The following is a 17,680-nucleotide window of genomic DNA, read 5'->3' as shown; positions in this document are numbered from 1 at the left end:
TCACGGCGTCAGTGCTTGCGTCCGACGCCCGCGTAGATGCCCGCCCGGTCCGGGTCACCGCCGTCGTCGAAGCCCGGGTCCGGCCGCCACTTCGCTGTCGGCACGATCCCCGGCTCCACCAGGTCGAACCCGGCGAACAGCGCGGTGATCTCGGCGTGCGAGCGCGGGTACATCGGGTCCCGGCTCGACTTCATCACCTCGACGATGCGGTCCATCTCCGAGGGCATCAGGTCCCTGGTGAACTGGGAGAACGCCAGGTACGACCCGACCGGGATGGCGTCGCGGTAGTGCGCGACCAGCCGCCCCGGGTCCTTGCCGGGGGGCACGAAGTGGAACACGCCCGCCATCAGCAACCCGATCGGCTGGTCGAAGTCGAGCAGTTCGCGGGTCTGCGGCGCGTCGAGGATGTCGTCGGGGCGGGTCAGGTCCGCCTGCACGATGGTGGCCAGCGGGTTGTCGACCAGCATCAGCGTGCTGTGCGCGTAGGCGACCTCCTCGTAGTCCACGTAGACCACCTTGGCGCCGGGGTCGGCGGTCTGGGCGATCTCGTGCACGTTGCCCACGGTCGGGATGCCCGAGCCGAGGTCGAGGAACTGGCGCACGCCGCGCTCGACCATGAACAGCACCGAGCGGCGCAGGAACGAGCGGTTGTGCCTGGCGATCTCCCTGGCGTTGGGCTGCGCCTTGATGAACCGCTCCGCCAGCTCCCGGTCGTGGGCGAAGTTGTGCGCCCCGCCGAGCAGGTAGTCGTAGAGCCGGGCGGCGCTCGGTCGTTCCAGGTCGATCCCGTCCGGTACCCAACTGGTCGCGTCCGACCGGCCCATGCCAGGCACGCTCACGTCGCCCCGTCCCATCGGTCTAGTCCACGTCGGTCTTTTCGCTCGGTGATCGGAAGGTTACTCACCCCGCGAGAGTGCGCGACAGGAGCCGAACGTCGTGCGCTGACCGGGACGTTCGGCTGTGGCGGCGGCGTCCGCACGTGCACCCGACCGTGCCCGTGCGGGCAACTGGTCTGGACCTATTCGAGTTATCGGGGAGGGACCCCGGACTTATCGGGGGCCGTGCCCGAGGGCGCCGAGCGCCATGCCAGCGAGCAGGTCGGCCATCTGCGCCCTGTCCAGGTGCCGCGAGTGCGGGGTGGAGTTGATCAAGCCGAAGACCGCGTGCGCCGCGGCCCGCGCGGAGGGCTCCTCGGTCGCCGGGACCGCGCCGCGGATGACCTCGACCCACAGCTCGACGTAGCGGCGCTGCAGCCCGCGCACCTTGCGCCGGTCCGGGTCGGTCAGGTTGCCCAGGTTGCGCTCCTGCACGGTGATCAGCGCCGGGTTGTCCAGCGCGAAGTCGACGTGGAAGCGCACCAGGTCCTCCAGCACCGCCCCCGCCGAGCCCCCGGCGCCGATCCTGGCCTGGCCGCCGTCGAGCAGCACCTCGCTGATCGCGGTGAGCATCTCGCCGAGCATGGCGTCCTTGGACCGGAAGTGCCGGTAGAGCGCCGGGCCGGAGATGCCGACGGCCGAGCCGATGTCGTCGATCCCCACCCCGTGGAACCCGTGTCTTGCGAACAGCTCGGCCGCCGCGGCGAGGATCTGCTCCCGCCTGCTCGGCTTGTCGGCGACGGGCTCCGCTGCAGGTGACACGGTTACATCGTATGGCAGGGGTGCGTAGGGGGTTAGCGGCCACTAACCGGGCGCGGCGGGCCAACTGGTAAGCGGGAACAAGTTACCGAGCAGTTCCGTGTTCGCGTTGTTGCTGGTAGTGATGGTCCTGTCGGGAATCCCTCCTGCCCCGGAGGCTGTGCCATGCGTGTCCCCAAGCCCCTCTCCCTGGTCCTGCTCGCCGCACTGGCGGCAATCGGTCTCGCGACCCCCGCCTCGGCCGCGGTCGGCAAGTACGTCGCCCTCGGTGACTCCTACTCCTCCGGCCTCGGCGCCGGGAGCTACGGCAGCAGCGGCTCCTGCAAGCGCAGCGCCAACGCCTACCCGCAGCTGTGGGCCAACGCCCACGGGCCCTCCGCCTTCGCCTTCGTCGCCTGCTCCGGCGCGGTGACCCAGGACGTGCTCAACAGCCAGGTCGGCGCGATCACCGCCGACACTGCCCTGGTGACGGTGTCCATCGGCGGCAACGACGCCGGCTTCGCCAACGTCATGACCGAGTGCAACCTGAGCTCCGACTCGGCCTGCGTGAGCCGCAACCAGACCGCGCAGAACTTCGCCCGCACGACCCTGCCCACCCGCCTCGACAACGTCTACCGGGCCATCCGCGACCGCGCCCCCTCGGCCAAGGTCGTCGTGCTCGGCTACCCCCGCATCTACAAGACCGGTGGCTCCTGCGTGGTCGGGCTCAGCGAGACCAAGCGCGCCGCGATCAACCAGTCCGCCGACGTGCTGTCCACCGTCACCGCGGGCCGAGCCGCCGCCTTCGGCTTCAGCTACGTCGACGCCCGCACCTCGTTCTCCGGCCACGAGATCTGCGCCTCCGGCGCCCGCTGGCTCAACAGCATCACCTGGCCGGTCGAGGAGTCCTACCACCCCAACGTCGCAGGCCAGGCCAGCGGCTACTACACAGCGCTGCGCGCCGTCACCGGCTGACCCACCTCATCGAGCGGGCCGTCCCCCCACCGGGGGGACGGCCCGTTTCACGTCGGCGGCAGCAGCCCGCGCGCCTGGCACCACTCCTCGAACTCCGGCCCGGTGCACGGGAGGCGCATGCCGGTATCGCGCAGCATGTCCACCACGCCGCTCGCTCCGAAGACGGTCAGCTTCCCCGTTCGGCACGCCCTCGCCAGCAGCCACACGGTGCCGTGGACGGTGAGTCCGTAGTGCCTGGCGACGCGGGTCGCGTTCCGGTCGTCGGTGATCGCGATCCGGTTGTGGATCTCGGCCGCCGCGAAGACGCTCGCCTCGCCCCGGTTCCTCTGGCTCGCACCGGTCCGCTCCACCACCGGATGAACGCCTCGAGTTCCGCGATGGAGTCCAAGCGGTGCGGTGCCAGCCAGCCGAGTTCCGCTTCCGTCAGCTCGCTGTGTGCTGCCTTGCGATCGTTCAGCTCGTCCAACACGACGTAGGTCGTCGTGCAATCGTCCTCGATCAACAGGTCCCGGAGCACGTCCAGCCGGTCCGCCCTGGCGAAGTGGATCAAGCACATCGCGTCGATCACCAACCGCGAACCCGCCGTGGCCTCACTCATCCGACCAGCTGACCGGCCTGGCCGGTAGGTCGTCCTCGGTGATCTGACCGTGCATCAGCTCCACCGCGCGGGCGGAGGTGATCATGTCCCGTTGCCACGCTGTCATCACCGCGTGCGCGAAGCTCGGCGGGACCAGCACGTGCTCCAGGTCCGGTTGCGGGGCCCAGCCCACCGCGTCACGCAGTTCCGCTCTGGTGGGTGCCACCGCTGAGAGTCTTGCGAACTCCGCTGGTGACGCGATGCCCGCGGAGATCGCTTGGCGGACCGCTAGCGACCACGACGTCCGGTAGGTGGCCGCCAGCCTCGTCAGGGTGGCACGCCGGGGCTCTCCGTCCACGCGTCGGACGACGCTGCGGGGCAGGAGCAGTTCGGCGGCGAAGGCGTCGATGATCTGCTCGCGGTCGGTCGCGAGGCCGAGTTCTGCGGAATAGGCGTCGCCGAGCACGAGGTGGCCCAGTTCGTGTGCCGCCGTCGCTCGACGCCTGCCCGGCTCAGGGGCGCGGCCGACCACCGCGACCGCGATGTCGTCATCGATCAGCGATGCGCCGTCCCCGGGCAGGTCGGTGACCAACATGAGTTGTCCGGCTTGTTCGCAGACCGCCATGACCGTGTCGATGGGCTCTTCGCCCAAGCCCAGTTGGTCGCGGGTCCACAGCGCGGCAGCTCTGGCCTCGGTCGGCGTCGCGGCGGCCGCGCCGTAGAACAGTGGCCTGCTCCGTTGGAGCACGCCAAGGTCGATCAACTGGCGTACGTCCCGCAGCCAGGAGGAGATCTGCGCTTCGACGCGGTACCGGTGCCGGGCGGTCTCCGTGCCGCTGTCCTCGGTCAGCGGTGTGCGCTGGGACAGCACGTGCGGCTGTGAGGTGAGGAAGTGGCTCATCGGCACGCCCAACGCGTCAGCCAGGCGGGCCAACTCCATGGCGTCTACTCTTCGGTCTCCCGCTTCGACCTTGGCGATCTTGCTGCGTTCGAGGCCGACCGCCCGTCCCAGGTCGTCTTGCGACAGGTTCGCCGCGAGGCGGCATTGCCGTACCCGCTCCCCGACCTCCGACCAGCCCATGCGCCCATTTTCGTGCGAAATTCGCACAAGTCAAGAGGGCTCCTCCGTTCGTGTCCGCGCCGGGTGGTCCTGGGTTCGCCGTCCGACGATGGACGGGTCGACCACCGGTGGTGGCGGCCCTCCGCTGGACCGCGCGTGTTAGCGAGCGCTAACATCGGTGGTGTGGTTAACGGTGACTAACTAGGTCGAGGAGCGGGATGGACGCGCCCAGGTTGCGCAGTGCCGTGGACCCGGCTGACGAGGCGTTCGCGCGCAACGCCAAGTCCCACGGTGAGCTGGTGCAGGACCTGCGGGACCGGCTGGACCGAGCGGCGCTCGGCGGGCCGGAGAAGGCCCGTGCCCGGCACGTCAGCCGGGGGAAGTTGCTGCCGAGGGACCGGGTGGACTCGCTGCTGGACCCCGGGTCGCCGTTCCTCGAGCTCTCGCCGCTGGCCGCGACCGGGCTCTACGGCGACGACGCGCCTGCCGCCGGGATCATCACCGGGGTCGGGCGGGTGTCCGGGCGCGAGGTCGTCGTCGTGGTCAACGACGCGACGGTCAAGGGTGGGACGTACTACCCGATGACGGTCAAGAAGCACCTGCGGGCCCAGGAGGTGGCGCTGCAGAACAACCTGCCCTGCGTCTACCTGGTCGACTCCGGCGGTGCCTTCCTGCCCAAGCAGGACGACGTCTTCCCCGACCGCGACCACTTCGGCCGGATCTTCTTCAACCAGGCCACCATGTCGGCCAAGGGCATCGCGCAGGTCGCCGCCGTGCTCGGGTCGTGCACCGCGGGTGGGGCCTACGTCCCGGCGATGAGCGACGAGGCGGTGATCGTGCGCGAGCAGGGCACGATCTTCCTCGGCGGCCCGCCGCTGGTGAAGGCCGCGACCGGGGAGGTCGTCAGCGCCGAGGATCTCGGCGGCGGCGACGTGCACTCCCGGGTCTCCGGGGTCACCGACCACCTCGCTGACGACGACGCGCACGCGCTGCGCATCGTCCGCTCCATCGTCAGCACCCTGGGCCCGCGCGCCCCGCGCCCGTGGGACGTCGCCCCGGTCGAGGAACCCGCCGTCGACCCGTCGACCCTCTACGGCGTCGTGCCGACCGACTCGCGCACCCCCTACGACGTGCGCGAGGTCATCGCCCGCGTCGTGGACGGCAGCCGGTTCCGCGAGTTCAAGAAGGAGTACGGCTCGACCCTGGTCACCGGGTTCGCCAGGATCCACGGTCACCCGGTCGGGATCGTCGCCAACAACGGGGTGCTGTTCGCCGAGTCGGCGATGAAGGGCGCGCACTTCATCGAGCTGTGCGACCAGCGCTCCATCCCGCTGCTGTACCTGCAGAACATCACCGGTTTCATGGTCGGCCGCGACTACGAGGCAGGCGGCATCGCCAAGCACGGTGCGAAGATGGTCACCGCGACCGCCTGCGCCAGGGTGCCCAAGTTCACCGTGGTCATCGGCGGATCGTTCGGCGCGGGCAACTACTCGATGTGCGGCCGCGCGTACTCGCCCCGGTTCCTGTGGATGTGGCCGAACGCGCGGATCAGCGTGATGGGCGGCGAGCAGGCCGCCTCGGTGCTGTCCACGGTGCGCCGCGACCAGGTCGAGGGTGGCGGCGGCGAGTGGTCGGCCGAGGACGAGGAGTCGTTCAAGGCGCCGATCCGCGACCAGTACGAGGAGCAGGGCAACCCGTACTACTCGACCGCGCGGCTGTGGGACGACGGGGTCATCGACCCCGCCGACACCCGGCAGGTGCTCGGTCTGGCGCTGTCGGCCGCGGCCAACGCGCCCCTGGAACCTGTCCGCTACGGCGTCTTCCGGATGTGAGCATGTTCTCCAGCGTTCTGATCGCCAACCGGGGCGAGATCGCCGTCCGGGTCATCACCACCCTGCGCCGCCTGGGCATCCGCTCGGTGGCCGTCTACAGCGACGCCGACGCGGGCGCCAGGCACGTGCGCGAGGCCGACGTGGCCGTGCGCATCGGGCCCGCCGCCGCGCGGGAGAGCTACCTGGCCATCGACAAGGTCGTCGCGGCCGCGCTGGAGACCGGCGCCGAGGCTGTGCACCCCGGGTACGGCTTCCTCGCGGAGAACGTCGAGTTCGCGCGGGCCTGCGCCGCGGCGGGTCTGGTGTTCATCGGGCCGCCCGCTTCGGCGATCGACGCCATGGGCGACAAGATCCGGGCGAAGCTGACCGTCAGCGCCGCGGGGGTCCCCGTCGTGCCCGGGCGCACCGAACCGGGGATGTCGGACGACGACCTGGTGGCCGCGGCCGAGGAGATCGGCTTCCCGGTGCTGCTCAAGCCGTCCGCTGGTGGCGGTGGCAAGGGCATGCGGCTGGTCGAGGCCGCCGACGGGCTGCGCGCGGCGATCGAGTCGGCGCGGCGCGAGGCCCGCGGCTCCTTCGGCGACGAGACGCTGCTGATCGAGCGGTTCGTGCTGCGGCCGCGGCACATCGAGATCCAGGTGCTGGCCGACTCGCACGGGCACGCGATCCACCTCGGTGAGCGCGAGTGCAGCCTGCAGCGGCGGCACCAGAAGATCATCGAAGAGGCGCCGTCGCCGCTTCTGGACCCGGCCACGCGGGCGCGGATGGGCGCGGCGGCGGTGGAGGCGGCCAAGGCGGTCGACTACAGCGGCGCCGGTACGGTCGAGTTCATCGTCTCCGCCGACCGGCCGGACGAGTTCTTCTTCATGGAGATGAACACCCGGCTGCAGGTCGAGCACCCGGTCACCGAGCAGGTCACCGGCCTAGACCTGGTCGAGCAGCAGATCCGCGTTGCCGCGGGCCAGCGGCTGGCGCTGGAACAGGACGACGTGGTCCTGCGCGGGCACTCGATCGAGGCCCGCGTGTACGCCGAAGACCCGGCCACCGGCTTCCTGCCCACCGGTGGCCGGGTCCTCGGGGTCCGATCGTCCACAGCGGACTGGGCGCGACTGGACTCCGGTCTGCTCGTCGGGTCGGTCGTCGGGTCCGACTACGACCCGATGCTGGCCAAGGTGATCACCTGGGGCGCCGACCGCGCGCAGGCGATCGACCGGCTGTCCGCGGCGCTGGCGTCGACCGCGGTGCTCGGGGTCGGCACGAACATCGCGTTCCTGCGGGCCCTGCTTGCCGACGCGGACGTGCGCGCGGGGCGGCTGGACACGCAGTTGGTGGAGCGCAGGCTCGACGAGCTGACCAAGGCCGAACCGGTGCCGGACGAGGTGTTCGCGGCGGCTGCGCTGGACGAGTTCCTTTCGCTGCAGCCAGAACCGGGTGTGGTGGACCCGTGGTCGGTGCCCAACGGGTGGCGGGTCGGCAGGCCAGCGGCCACCCCGTTCCGGCTGACCTGCGGCGACCGCGACGTGACCGTGCTGGTGAGCGGATCGCCCTCCTCGGCTCGGGTCCAGGTCGGCGACGGGTCCGTTGTGGACGCTTCGGTGTCGCTTGTGGACGATGAGCTGCTGGTGTCCCTCGGTGGCCGGAACTCCCGGTACGCCAGGGCGTTGGACGGCGACACGCTGTGGCTGGCCGCAGACGGCCGGACCTGGGCGGTCGCCGAGCACTCCGCGCTCGAGGGTGCGGCTGCCGCGGCGGGTGGTGGCGGTCCGGTGACCAGCCCGATGCCCGGCACCGTGCTGGTCGTGAAGGTCTCGGCAGGGGACCGGGTGGTGGCGGGTGCGCCGCTGCTGGTCGTCGAGGCGATGAAGATGGAGCACACCATCACCGCGAAGGTCGACGGTGTCGTCTCCGAACTGCTGGTCCAGGCGGGCAACCAGGTCGCGCTGAACCAGACCCTTGCCGTGGTAACCCCATCGGAGGACTGACGTGATCGACCTGACCCTTCCCGAGGAGCACGAGGCGCTGCGCAAGACCGTGCAGGAGTTCGCCCGCGAGGAGGTCGCCCCGGTTATCGGCGACTTCTACGAGCGCGAGGAGTTCCCGTACGAGATCGTCGCCAAGATGGGCGCGATGGGCCTGTTCGGCCTGCCCATCGGCGAGGAGTACGGCGGCATGGGCGGCGACTACTTCGCGCTGTGCCTGGCGCTGGAAGAACTGGCGAGGGTCGACTCGTCGGTCGCGATCACCCTGGAAGCCGGGGTCTCCCTCGGCGCCATGCCGCTGTACCGCTTCGGCAGCGACGAGCAGAAGCAGCGCTGGCTGCCCGCGCTGGCCGCCGGTGAGCGCTTGGGCGCGTTCGGCCTGACCGAGCCGGGCGGCGGCTCCGACGCGGGCGCCACCCGCACCACCGCCCGCCTCGACGGCGACGAGTGGGTGATCAACGGCTCCAAGGCGTTCATCACCAACTCCGGCACCGACATCACCTCGCACGTCACCGTCACCGCGGTGACCGGGGTGCGCGACAACGGCCGCAAGGAGATCTCGGCGATCATCGTGCCGTCGGGCACGCCGGGCTTCACGGTGGCCAAGAAGTACTCCAAGGTCGGCTGGAACGCCTCGGACACCCACGAACTGGCGTTCTCGGACGCGCGGGTGCCCGCGGTCAACACCCTCGGCGAGCGCGGCCGCGGGTACGCCCAGTTCCTGTCCACTTTGGACGAGGGTCGGGTCGCGATCGCCGCGCTGTCGGTCGGTCTCGCCCAGGGCTGCGTCGACGAGTCGCTCAAGTACGTCCGCGAGCGCGAGGCCTTCGGCCGCAAGATCGGCGAGTACCAGGCCATCCAGTTCAAGATCGCCGACATGGAGACCCGCGTCCACACCGCCCGCCTCGCCTACTACGCCGCGGCCGCCAAAATGCTGCGCGGCCAGCCCTTCAAGCGCGAAGCCGCCATCGCGAAGCTCGTCGCCTCCAACGCCGCCATGGACAACTCCCGAGAAGCCACCCAAATCCACGGCGGCTACGGCTTCATGAACGACTTCCCCGTAGGCCGCTTCTACCGCGACGCCAAGATCCTCGAAATCGGCGAAGGCACCAGCGAAGTCCAACGCATGCTCATCGCCCGCGAACTGGGCCTCGTCTAGTCCCCGCCGTCGGCGCGCCGCAGTCGGTAAGGCTGAAGCCACCCCCGGCTGCGGCTATGCTGGCGCGTGGTCGGCTTCGAGAGGCGAACGGGGGTGCGGCGGTCCATGGTCGACAAGTTCCGCGACCCGATGCTCACCCCCAGGGAAGTGGCCCGTCACCTGGTCATCCCGCCCACGACCGTCTACCACTGGCTCAGCGAGAAGGCCAACGGCGCTCCGCTGGTGCACCACGTCGCCCCGGAGAAGCGCGGGCGGCCATCGGTCCCCTTCGTGGCCGTGGTCGAGGCCTACGTGCTGCGCTCCCTGCGGAGCCTGGGCCTGAGCATGCCCAAGATCAAGGACGCCGCCGCCGAGGTGCGGCGGGTGATCGACTCGCCGTACGCGCTGGCCACCCACAAGATCACCACCGACGGCGTCGACGTGTTCGTGCACTACGCGGACGACGACCTGGCGAGGGCCGGTGACAACCAACGCCCGTTCCGCGACGTCATCGAGGGCTACCTGCGCTACATCGAATGGGACGTCGAGGACGGGTTCGCCAGCAGCCTGCGCCTGCGCCAGTACCCCGACGTCGCCCCGGTAGTCCTGGACCCGAGGTTCGGCTGGGGAGCCCCGATCGTCCGATCCGCGAAGGTCCCGGTGAAGACCGTCGTCGACCTCTGGCGCGCCGGCGAGTCGTTCACCGATGTCGCCTACGAGTACGGCCTGACCACCGAACAAGTCGAAGCGATCTGCCGAGTATATGACGGCGCAGCCTGAGTTCTTCCTCGATCGCGGCCTGGGGCGCCGCGTAGCCGAAGGGCTCCAAGAACTCGGCTGGGTGGTTCACCGTGCGACCGACCACTTCCCCAATGACGCCCAGGACGTGCCGGATGAGGACTGGCTGGCCTATGGTCTGGATCGCGGCTGGTCACCGCTGTGCAAAGACGGGCGCATCAGGGGGCGTGAGGTCGAACGCGCACCTATTGAAAGATTCGGCGCGGTGCTGTTCTACCTGGACAATCAACGCCTGGTTGTTTCCGCCATGGTTGACCGTTTCCACCGTTCGCGTGCGGCCATGATCCGTGCGGTGGATCGCGGAGGGCCGGCGGCGTACGCGGTTCGCGAGGACAGCATTCGGCGAACCTGGCCTTGAGGGGGCGGGCCTCTCGGTGTTCGTTGGTCGCTGGGTGGGGCTGTCCCGCCGCTGAGGCGTGCGCAACTACCTCTGGACGCACCGCCCCGCCTTACCTACTCTAGAGTAGATAGGGACGTCGGACGGGTTCGGGAGGAGTGCCATGGCGGGCGGGAACGGGCATCGGCGCAATGCCATGGGGGTGGCGTTGCGGGTGTTGAACCGGCTGGCCAGCGCGGCCGCGCTCGACCGGCTCAAGCTGCGCAAACCCGTCGAACAGGCCGTCTACCAGGCGACCAAGGCGGGATTCACGGCTGCTGGCGCCGCGAGCCGGGGCTTCTCGGTCGCTCGGAACGCGAGTCCGCAGCGGCCCAAGCCCGCGTCCGACCCCGGCCTGTTCGACCTGACTCCCACCGACGAGCAGGCCATGATCCGCGACACCGTGGCCGAGTTCGCGGCTGAGCGGTTGCGTCCGGCGGCGGCCGAGGCGGATACCCGGTGCGCGGCTCCGGAGGATGTCCTGGCGACGGTCGCCGACATGGGGGTCGGGCTGGTGGGGATCCCCGAGTCGCTCGGCGGTGTGGGTGATGAGCGCTCGGCTGTGACGAATGTGCTCGTGGCGGAGGCGATGGCGCACGGTGACATGGGGTTGGCGGTGGCGTGCCTCGCACCATCGGCGGTCAGCACCGCGCTGGTGTTGTGGGGTGACGAGCAGCAGCAGGCCACCTACCTCCCTTCGTTCGTCGGTTCCAACGTCCCGGCGGCCGCCCTGGCGATCCAGGAGCCGCACCCGCTCTTCGACCCGTTCTCCTTGCGCACCAAGGCGTATCGAACCGCCACCGGCTTCGTGCTCGACGGCGTGAAGGCGATAGTGCCCCGGGCGGCGCAGGCCGAGCTGTTCATTGTCGCGGCCGATGTGGACGGTCGTGGTCCCGCACTGTTCATTGTGGAGTCTGGGTCGGCGGGCTTGACCGTGGAGTCCGAACCGGCGATGGGGCTTCGCGCGGCTGGACTGGGAAAGGTGCACCTCGACCAGGTCAAGGTCCCCGCGGAGGCACTGCTGGGCGGCACCTATGCCGAGTGCGTGCGGTTGGCGCGGATCGGTTGGTGCGCCTTGGCTGTGGGCACCGCGCAGGCCGTGTTGGACTACGTCATCCCGTACGTCAACGACCGGGTCGCGTTCGGTGAGCCGATCAGCCACCGGCAAGGGGTCGCGTTCACGGTGGCCGACATCGGGATCGAGCTGGAAGGCATGCGGCTGTTGACCTACCGGGCCGCCGCGCGCGCCGAGCAGGGCAAGCCGTACGCGCGGGAGGCGGCGTTGGCGCGTCGGCTGTGCGCCGAGAAGGGCATGCGGATCGGCAACGACGGCGTGCAGTTGTTGGGCGGGCACGGTTTCGTCAAGGAACACCCGGTGGAGCGCTGGTACCGCGACCTGCGCGCGGTCGGCCTGGTCGAGGGAATCGTCCTCGTCTGAGGGAGGAGCACAATGATCAACCTTGAGGTCCCGGCGAAGTTCGCCCAGCTCGTCGACCAGGCGCACCAGGCGGCGGCGGAGTTCTTCCGGCCGCACTCGCGCAAGTACGACCAAGCGGAACACACCTACCCCAGGGAGCTCGACATGCTCGCAGCTCTGCTGGACGGCCTGTCGGCCTCCGGCGGGGGTGCGGGCGCGGGCGGGGTGCGCCGGGGTGGGGCCGCCGCCGCGGGCAACCAGAACGGGGCGAACCTGCGGCTGCTGCTCGGCACCATCGAGATGTGTTGGGGCGATGTCGGTCTGCTGCTATCGATGCCGCGCCAGGGGCTGGGCAACGCGGCCATCGCCTCGGTGGCCAACGACGAGCAGCTGGCGCGCTACCAGGGCAAGTGGGCCGCGATGGCGATCACCGAGCCGGACACGGGGTCCGACTCCGGTGCCATCCGCACCACGGCGGTCCTCGACGGCGACCACTACGTGCTCAACGGCGAGAAGATCTTCGTCACCGCGGGCGAACGCGCCGACTGCGTGGTCGTCTGGGCCACCCTCGACCGCTCCCTGGGCAAGGCCGCCATCAAGTCCTTCGTCGTCGACCGCGGCACCCCCGGGTTCGACCTGGTGCGCCTGGAGCACAAGCTCGGCATCCGGGCCTCCGACACCGCCCACTTCCGCCTCGACAACGTCCGCGTCCACCGCGACAACCTGCTCGGCAGCCCCGAGATCAACCCCACCCAGGGCTTCGCGGGCGTCATGCAGACCTTCGACAACACCCGCCCCCTGGTAGCCGCCATGGCCGTCGGCGTAGCCCGAGCCGCCCTGGAGGAAACCCGCCGCATCCTGTCCACCGCAGGCGTGGAGATCGACTACGACCGCCCACCCCTCACCCAACCCGCCGCGGCCGCCACCTACCTACAACTGGAAGCCGACTGGGAGGCCGCGTACCTGCTGTCCCTGGAAGCCGCCTGGATGGCCGACAACCGCAAGCCCAACTCCCTGCAAGCCAGCATGGCCAAAGCCAAAGCGGGCCGCAGCGCCTCGGACATCACCCTCCGCTGCGTGGAACTCGCCGGATCCCTCGGCTACAGCGAGAACTCCCTGCTGGAGAAGTGGGCCCGAGACTCAAAGATCCTCGACATCTTCGAAGGCACCCAACAGATCCAGCAGCTGATCGTTGCTCGCCGCCTCCTCGGCAAGTCCTCCGCCGAGCTGAAGTGAGTCGGCTGGTCCCACGCCACACCTGACGTGGGACCAGCCTTGCTACGCGGCGTGGGTCTGGAGCCAGGCGAAGACCGTGTCGCCGAGTTGGTGGGTGTCGAGGTCGTCCACGTCTTCCGCCGATAGCGGCGCGGTGACGGCCACAGCGGTTCCGTCGAAGAAGCGGCCATAGACGCTGACCTTGGGTTCTTGGCCGACCTCAAGGTGCACCGTGGTGTCGAGCAGGCTTTCGCGCCAGGCGAGGACGCGAGCGCACGCCTCAGCCCGGTCGCCGGGGACGTGGATCTCCACGCGGCTGGACGGGCAATTGGTGCTGAACAGGGCGACGCTGCTGACGGTCAGCTCGGTGTGCCAGTGCAGGTGGTGGCGGACGGCGTGGTTCAGGCGGGTCAGTTCGTCCCACAGCGGGGTGGGTGTGTCCACGTTCCGCAGGGACAGGACTGCCTGGGTGTTGCTCACGTGCGCTCCAAACGGTTGACGGCTGGGCAGCCAAGGGTGGAGACCGGCCGCGTGCCGAGGCGAGCTCCGCGCCTGGTCCATGCGACGCACTGGTGCTGACAACTGACGGGGATGCGGGCGTGAAGTCGTCGCCGGGTGATACGGCGGGCATATAGGGCGGACTTATCGGCGCGGTTGTGGCGTGACGGGCGCTCCGGCCGTTGTTACGGTGGGTACCGGGTCCGCTACCAACGGCGTGACCAGCGCTGATGCGGGAGCAGGCATGAGCACCTGGGGCAATCCCAACGACAGACCCGACCCGGCGATCTGGGACCACCCCGTCATGCGGGCAGCTCTCGCCGAGCGCGACATCGTCACCGTCTACCGCACCCTCAAGCGGCACGGCATCTCCCAACGCCGCATCGCGCACCTCACCGGCCAAGCCCAACCCGAGGTCTCCGCCATCGCCCGCGGTCGCCAGGTCATGACCTACGACGTCCTCGCCCGCATCGCCGACGGCCTCGGCGTCCCCCGCGGCCTCATGGGCCTCGCCCACACCCCCACCGCAGAACCCGCCACCAGAGAGCCGGTACCGACCGTGCCCGACCGTCGAGAGTTCATGGGACTGCTGGCCAAGATCGCCATGGGCGCCACCCTCACCACCGCCGACCTGGCACTGTTGAGCAGCCCCGCCGTCGCCACCCCCACCCCATCGCGCGTCGGCACCACCGAGGTCGACCAACTCCGCGAACTCACCCGCGTCCTCTGGACCCAAGAACAACAACTCGGCGGCGGAGCAGTCCGAGACGCCGTCATAGCCCAACTCGGATGGGCCCGAACCCTGCTCAACTCCCCCCACACCGACGCCGTCGACCACCAGCTCCACGCCGTCCTCTCCGACCTGCTAGCCCTCGCTGGCTGGGCGTCCCACGGAGTTGGTCTTCCAGGCGCCGCTCTCCGCTACACCGGCCAAGCCCTAGCCGCCGCCCGCCACACCGACGACCACATGCGCTCAGCGCTCGCGCTCAACCAAATCGGTCGCGTTTACACACAGTCCCGGGACTACGCCGAGGCCAACAACGCCTTCACGCTCGCCACCCTGTCCGCCGACCACACCGAATCCGGCCAAACCCGGGCTCTCATCTACGCCTCACACGCCCGAGCCCACGCCGAATCCGGCCACCCGACCCGCGCCACTGACAACCTCGTGCGCGCCGAAGAAGCCCTCGCCAACCCCCAAGAGCCGCTACCTGAACCCCGGTCGTACACCCGGACACTGCTCACCGGTGAAACCGGCCTCATCTACACCGTTCTCGCCGCACAACAACCCACCTACGCCACCCGCGCCATCGATACGCTCACCACCGCCACCGCACAATCCCACACCCTCCGCGCCAAGCGGCTCGCCTTCCTCCTCACCGACCTGGCCACGGCCCACCTCACCGGCGGCGACCCGGAATCAGGCGCCCGCATCGGCCACCAGGTGGTCGACATGGCAACGAACATCCGCTCCAACCGTCTCGCCGAACGCCTGGGCACGCTGCGCAGCGCCACCCACAAACACCCGTCAGACGCTCAAGTGGCCGACCTGGGCCACCTGCTCACGCGATCCACCGCGGTGAAATGACTCATCCGCCGCGGATTGCTCAGGCTGCAACGAGATGCGCTCGGCAGATCGCTTCGACTGCGTGGAACTCGCCGGATCCCTGGGCTACAGCGAGAACTCCCTGCTGGAGAAGTGGGCCCGAGACTCGAAGATCCTCGACATCTTCGAAGGAACCCAACAGATCCAACAGCTGATCGTCGCCCGCCGCCTACTGGGAAAGTCGTCAGCCGAGCTGAAGTGACCCTTCAGCGATCTCGTCGAGTTGGACCGCCTCAGCGGGGGGTTTGGGATTTGTCTACGAGGTTGGTGAGGGGGTGGCCGGATCGGTAGTTGGTGAGGTTGTCGGTGAAGCGGCGGACTTGTTCTTCGCGGAGGGCGCGGGTATCGCCGGACAGGTGGGGGGTGATGAGGGTGTTGGGCATGTCCCAGAGGGGGGAGGACGGGGGGAGGGGCTCGTCGGGGAAGACGGTGAGGGCGGTGCCGGAGAGGCGGCCCGTGTCCAGGGCGTTGATGAGGTCGGGGGTGACGACCAGGCCCGCGCGGCTGATGTTGATCAGGCGGGCGGTGGGCTTGCAGTTGCGCAGCAGGTCGGCGTTGACCAGGCCCGTGGTCTGGGGGGTGAGGGCGAGCGCGAGGATCAGCCAGTCCTGGGCGGGGGCGGTCGCTCGCAGTTGAGACAGCGGGACTATGTCGCCCAGGTCGGGGTCACCTGATCGAGCGGTGGGCCCTATAGAAGAAAGGTGCATACCGACCGACCGGAGGCTGCGGCCGATGGCCCTGGCGATCGGGCCGGTGCCGATCAGCAGCGCGCGCGACCCGGCGACGCGGTCGGTCTCCCGGTGTTGCCAGCGGCGGCGGGACTGGTCGCGCAGCGTGGCGGGCAGGTCCTTGGCGAAGGCGAGCACCAGGCCCAGCACGTACTCGGCCATCGGCTCGTCGAACACGCCAGCCGTGTTTGTCAGTGACACCGCGCTGTCGCGCAGCGCCGGGAACAGCAGGTGCGCCACGGCGGGCCCCGCCACGTGCACCCAGCGCAGGTCCTCGGCGGCGGGCCACACCCGGGCCAGCGCGGTGGACCGGGTGTCCCAGAGGAACAGGACGTCGGCTCCCTCCAGCGCGCCGCCGAGGCGGTCCGCGGTGGTGTAGCGGACGGTCGCGACCGCCTCGACCGCGGCCATGCCCGGGGGGCGGTCGGCGCCGTGCAAGACCACGACGGTCGGCCGTGCGCGGGTGTCCATTCGAGTGAGGTTCCCCGTTCGGGTGGTGCCGGGCCGGACAGGTTGGCAACGCTAGGAACCGGCGGGGCGGGGTGTCAAACGACCCGCTCCGGAGTCGCGTTTGCCCAGGTCAGCAGGGCTGTGCTGCACGATAGAGTGAAGCAAAATGTGGATCATGCTCGTCTCTGTAGACCAGTCTTACTCCATTCGTGAGGATGAGTACCCGAACGGACTAGCGGTGATCGTTACCGTCCAGTATGCCCCCGCGCCCACCTTGATCAAGGTTGCCTCGCCGGCGGGAAAACGACCACCCGTTGGAGGTTCCCGGATCGGGCTGCCCCGGCTACAGTACGTCCCACCTGGGGATATCCCGCCCAACCGAGAGCGCGCACCGAGCGCGGCCGCCGAGCGGCCCCGGTGCACGGCGGTCCCGGCTGCGCGGCGGACCGGGGTACGACGTGTGGCGGATAGGGTCGTTGTGCTCTTACCGCTGTGAGGTTGAATACGAAAACATCGCCCGTATGCAGCAGCGATACCCCTGGTGCACAGCCCCTACCCCGGCTATCCTCACTCTGCGTCAGGGCCACCATCGAATCCGACTGTTTCACGGGCGGAGGGGACGGTGAGTCGCGACAACCGCGCCGTTCCGGACCTCGACGGCGTACCTCCACCACTCGGTGCGCCGCAACATCTGGGGGCTCATGTGACGTCGACAGCTTCCTCGCCCGCGTCGGACACCGCGCCGCCGCAGGTGACGGGGACCCAGCCCACCCGGAACCCCACGACCGACGCCGTGTTCGCCCGGCTCAAGAGCTCCGCCTTCCACGAGCTCGTCGCCGCCTCACTGGCCGGTGACCAGGACGCCATCGGCACCCTGTTCACCTGGATCAACCCGGCCATCGTGCGCTACTGCCGCGCCCGCATCGGCCGCACCGGCTCCGCCTTCTCCTCCGCCGACGACGTCGCCCAGGAGATCCTGCTCGCCGTCCTCGGCGCCCTGCCGCGCTACAGCGACGACAAGGAATCCTTCCTCCCGTTCGTCTACGGCATCGCCTCCCACAAGGTCGCCGACTACTACCGCCGCTCCGGCCGCGACCGCTCGGACCCCGTCGCCGACGTGCCCGACACCGTCGACCACGGACTCGGCCCCGAGCAGATCACCCTGCGCGCCGAGATGCGCGGCCGCCTCGCCGGGCTGCTCGACACCCTCGCCCCCCGCCAGCGCGAGATCCTCGTGCTGCGCCTGGTCGTGGGACTGTCCGCACAGGAGACTGCGGCCGCCATCGGCCTCACCGCCACCGCCGTCCGGGTCGCCCAGCACCGGGCACTGACCCGACTGCGCGGCAGCCTCACCGCCGCCGACTGGCTCTGAGTACCCCGATCCGCTCGAGCTATCCCCAGTAGACCTCTCACCAAAG

16 protein-coding genes and 1 pseudogene are annotated in these 17,680 nt (G+C 69.8%); 11 read left to right on the top strand and 6 right to left on the bottom strand.

Annotation, left to right across the window (positions count from 1 at the left end):
• Positions 1-8: 8 nt before the first annotated feature.
• Positions 9-854: an SAM-dependent methyltransferase gene (locus JOD54_RS01020; RefSeq protein WP_239573241.1), complete on the bottom strand. Its 846-nt coding sequence runs from the start codon at positions 852-854 to the stop codon at positions 9-11.
• 195 nt (positions 855-1,049) lie between these two features.
• Entirely contained in the window at positions 1,050-1,637 is a 588-nt protein-coding gene (locus tag JOD54_RS01015) for an SACE_7040 family transcriptional regulator (protein WP_204448740.1), read from the bottom strand.
• Positions 1,638-1,799: 162 nt separating this feature from the next.
• Here JOD54_RS01015 and JOD54_RS01010 point away from each other — a divergent pair, with 162 nt between their 5' ends.
• Positions 1,800-2,588, top strand: coding sequence for an SGNH/GDSL hydrolase family protein (locus JOD54_RS01010; protein WP_204448739.1), 789 nt, complete (start codon positions 1,800-1,802; stop codon positions 2,586-2,588).
• A 47-nt stretch (positions 2,589-2,635) separates the two neighbouring features.
• Here JOD54_RS01010 and JOD54_RS01005 read toward each other — a convergent pair whose 3' ends face one another.
• Both JOD54_RS01005 and JOD54_RS01000 read right to left on the bottom strand, forming a co-directional pair.
• Positions 2,636-2,941, bottom strand: a complete 306-nt coding sequence (locus tag JOD54_RS01005) for a PIN domain-containing protein (protein WP_204448738.1) — start codon at positions 2,939-2,941, stop codon at positions 2,636-2,638.
• Positions 2,942-3,178: 237 nt separating this feature from the next.
• Positions 3,179-4,246, bottom strand: a complete 1,068-nt coding sequence (locus tag JOD54_RS01000; RefSeq protein WP_204448737.1) for a helix-turn-helix domain-containing protein — start codon at positions 4,244-4,246, stop codon at positions 3,179-3,181.
• Between the two features lie 197 nt (positions 4,247-4,443).
• Here JOD54_RS01000 and JOD54_RS00995 point away from each other — a divergent pair, with 197 nt between their 5' ends.
• From JOD54_RS00995 to JOD54_RS00965, 7 genes are all read left to right on the top strand, one after another.
• The gene (locus JOD54_RS00995) at positions 4,444-6,057 is read left to right on the top strand and encodes a carboxyl transferase domain-containing protein (protein ID WP_204448736.1); all 1,614 of its coding nucleotides are present in this window, start codon (positions 4,444-4,446) and stop codon (positions 6,055-6,057) included.
• Positions 6,058-6,059: 2 nt separating this feature from the next.
• Positions 6,060-8,039 (top strand): acetyl/propionyl/methylcrotonyl-CoA carboxylase subunit alpha, encoded by a 1,980-nt coding sequence (locus JOD54_RS00990; RefSeq protein WP_204448735.1) that lies wholly within the window; start codon positions 6,060-6,062, stop codon positions 8,037-8,039.
• A 1-nt stretch (position 8,040) separates the two neighbouring features.
• A complete protein-coding gene (locus JOD54_RS00985) occupies positions 8,041-9,195 on the top strand; it encodes an acyl-CoA dehydrogenase family protein (protein ID WP_204448734.1) in 1,155 nt (384 codons plus the stop codon).
• Positions 9,196-9,300: 105 nt separating this feature from the next.
• Entirely contained in the window at positions 9,301-9,954 is a 654-nt protein-coding gene (locus JOD54_RS00980; RefSeq protein ID WP_204448733.1) for a DUF433 domain-containing protein, read from the top strand.
• Positions 9,938-10,330 (top strand): PIN-like domain-containing protein, encoded by a 393-nt coding sequence (locus tag JOD54_RS00975; protein WP_204448732.1) that lies wholly within the window; start codon positions 9,938-9,940, stop codon positions 10,328-10,330. Before JOD54_RS00980 ends, JOD54_RS00975 begins: the two co-directional genes overlap by 17 nt.
• 175 nt (positions 10,331-10,505) lie before the next feature.
• Positions 10,506-11,786 (top strand): acyl-CoA dehydrogenase family protein, encoded by a 1,281-nt coding sequence (locus tag JOD54_RS00970; protein ID WP_204455991.1) that lies wholly within the window; start codon positions 10,506-10,508, stop codon positions 11,784-11,786.
• Between the two features lie 12 nt (positions 11,787-11,798).
• Positions 11,799-13,001: an acyl-CoA dehydrogenase family protein gene (locus JOD54_RS00965; protein ID WP_204448731.1), complete on the top strand. Its 1,203-nt coding sequence runs from the start codon at positions 11,799-11,801 to the stop codon at positions 12,999-13,001.
• A gap of 42 nt (positions 13,002-13,043) precedes the next feature.
• Here the strand turns inward: JOD54_RS00965 and JOD54_RS00960 are convergent, their stop codons facing one another.
• Complete coding sequence (locus JOD54_RS00960) at positions 13,044-13,460, bottom strand: hypothetical protein (protein WP_204448730.1); 417 nt, start codon at positions 13,458-13,460, stop codon at positions 13,044-13,046.
• A gap of 262 nt (positions 13,461-13,722) precedes the next feature.
• On the opposite strand from JOD54_RS00960, the gene JOD54_RS00955 reads away from it, so the two are divergent.
• On the top strand, positions 13,723-15,066 hold the full coding sequence (locus JOD54_RS00955) for a helix-turn-helix domain-containing protein (RefSeq protein WP_204448729.1): 1,344 nt from the start codon (positions 13,723-13,725) through the stop codon (positions 15,064-15,066).
• Between the two features lie 58 nt (positions 15,067-15,124).
• Positions 15,125-15,286, top strand: a pseudogene (locus tag JOD54_RS00950) (acyl-CoA dehydrogenase family protein); the annotation flags it as partial.
• A 31-nt stretch (positions 15,287-15,317) separates the two neighbouring features.
• Here the strand turns inward: JOD54_RS00950 and JOD54_RS00945 are convergent.
• A complete protein-coding gene (locus JOD54_RS00945) occupies positions 15,318-16,283 on the bottom strand; it encodes a D-2-hydroxyacid dehydrogenase (protein ID WP_204448728.1) in 966 nt (321 codons plus the stop codon).
• A gap of 772 nt (positions 16,284-17,055) precedes the next feature.
• On the opposite strand from JOD54_RS00945, the gene shbA reads away from it, so the two are divergent.
• The gene (gene shbA, locus JOD54_RS00940) at positions 17,056-17,634 is read left to right on the top strand and encodes an RNA polymerase sigma factor ShbA (protein WP_204455990.1); all 579 of its coding nucleotides are present in this window, start codon (positions 17,056-17,058) and stop codon (positions 17,632-17,634) included.
• Positions 17,635-17,680 lie beyond the last annotated feature (46 nt).

This window comes from Actinokineospora baliensis (genome assembly GCF_016907695.1).
GTDB classification, from domain to species: domain Bacteria; phylum Actinomycetota; class Actinomycetes; order Mycobacteriales; family Pseudonocardiaceae; genus Actinokineospora; species Actinokineospora baliensis.
This window is presented reverse-complemented; position numbering and strand designations above follow the sequence as displayed.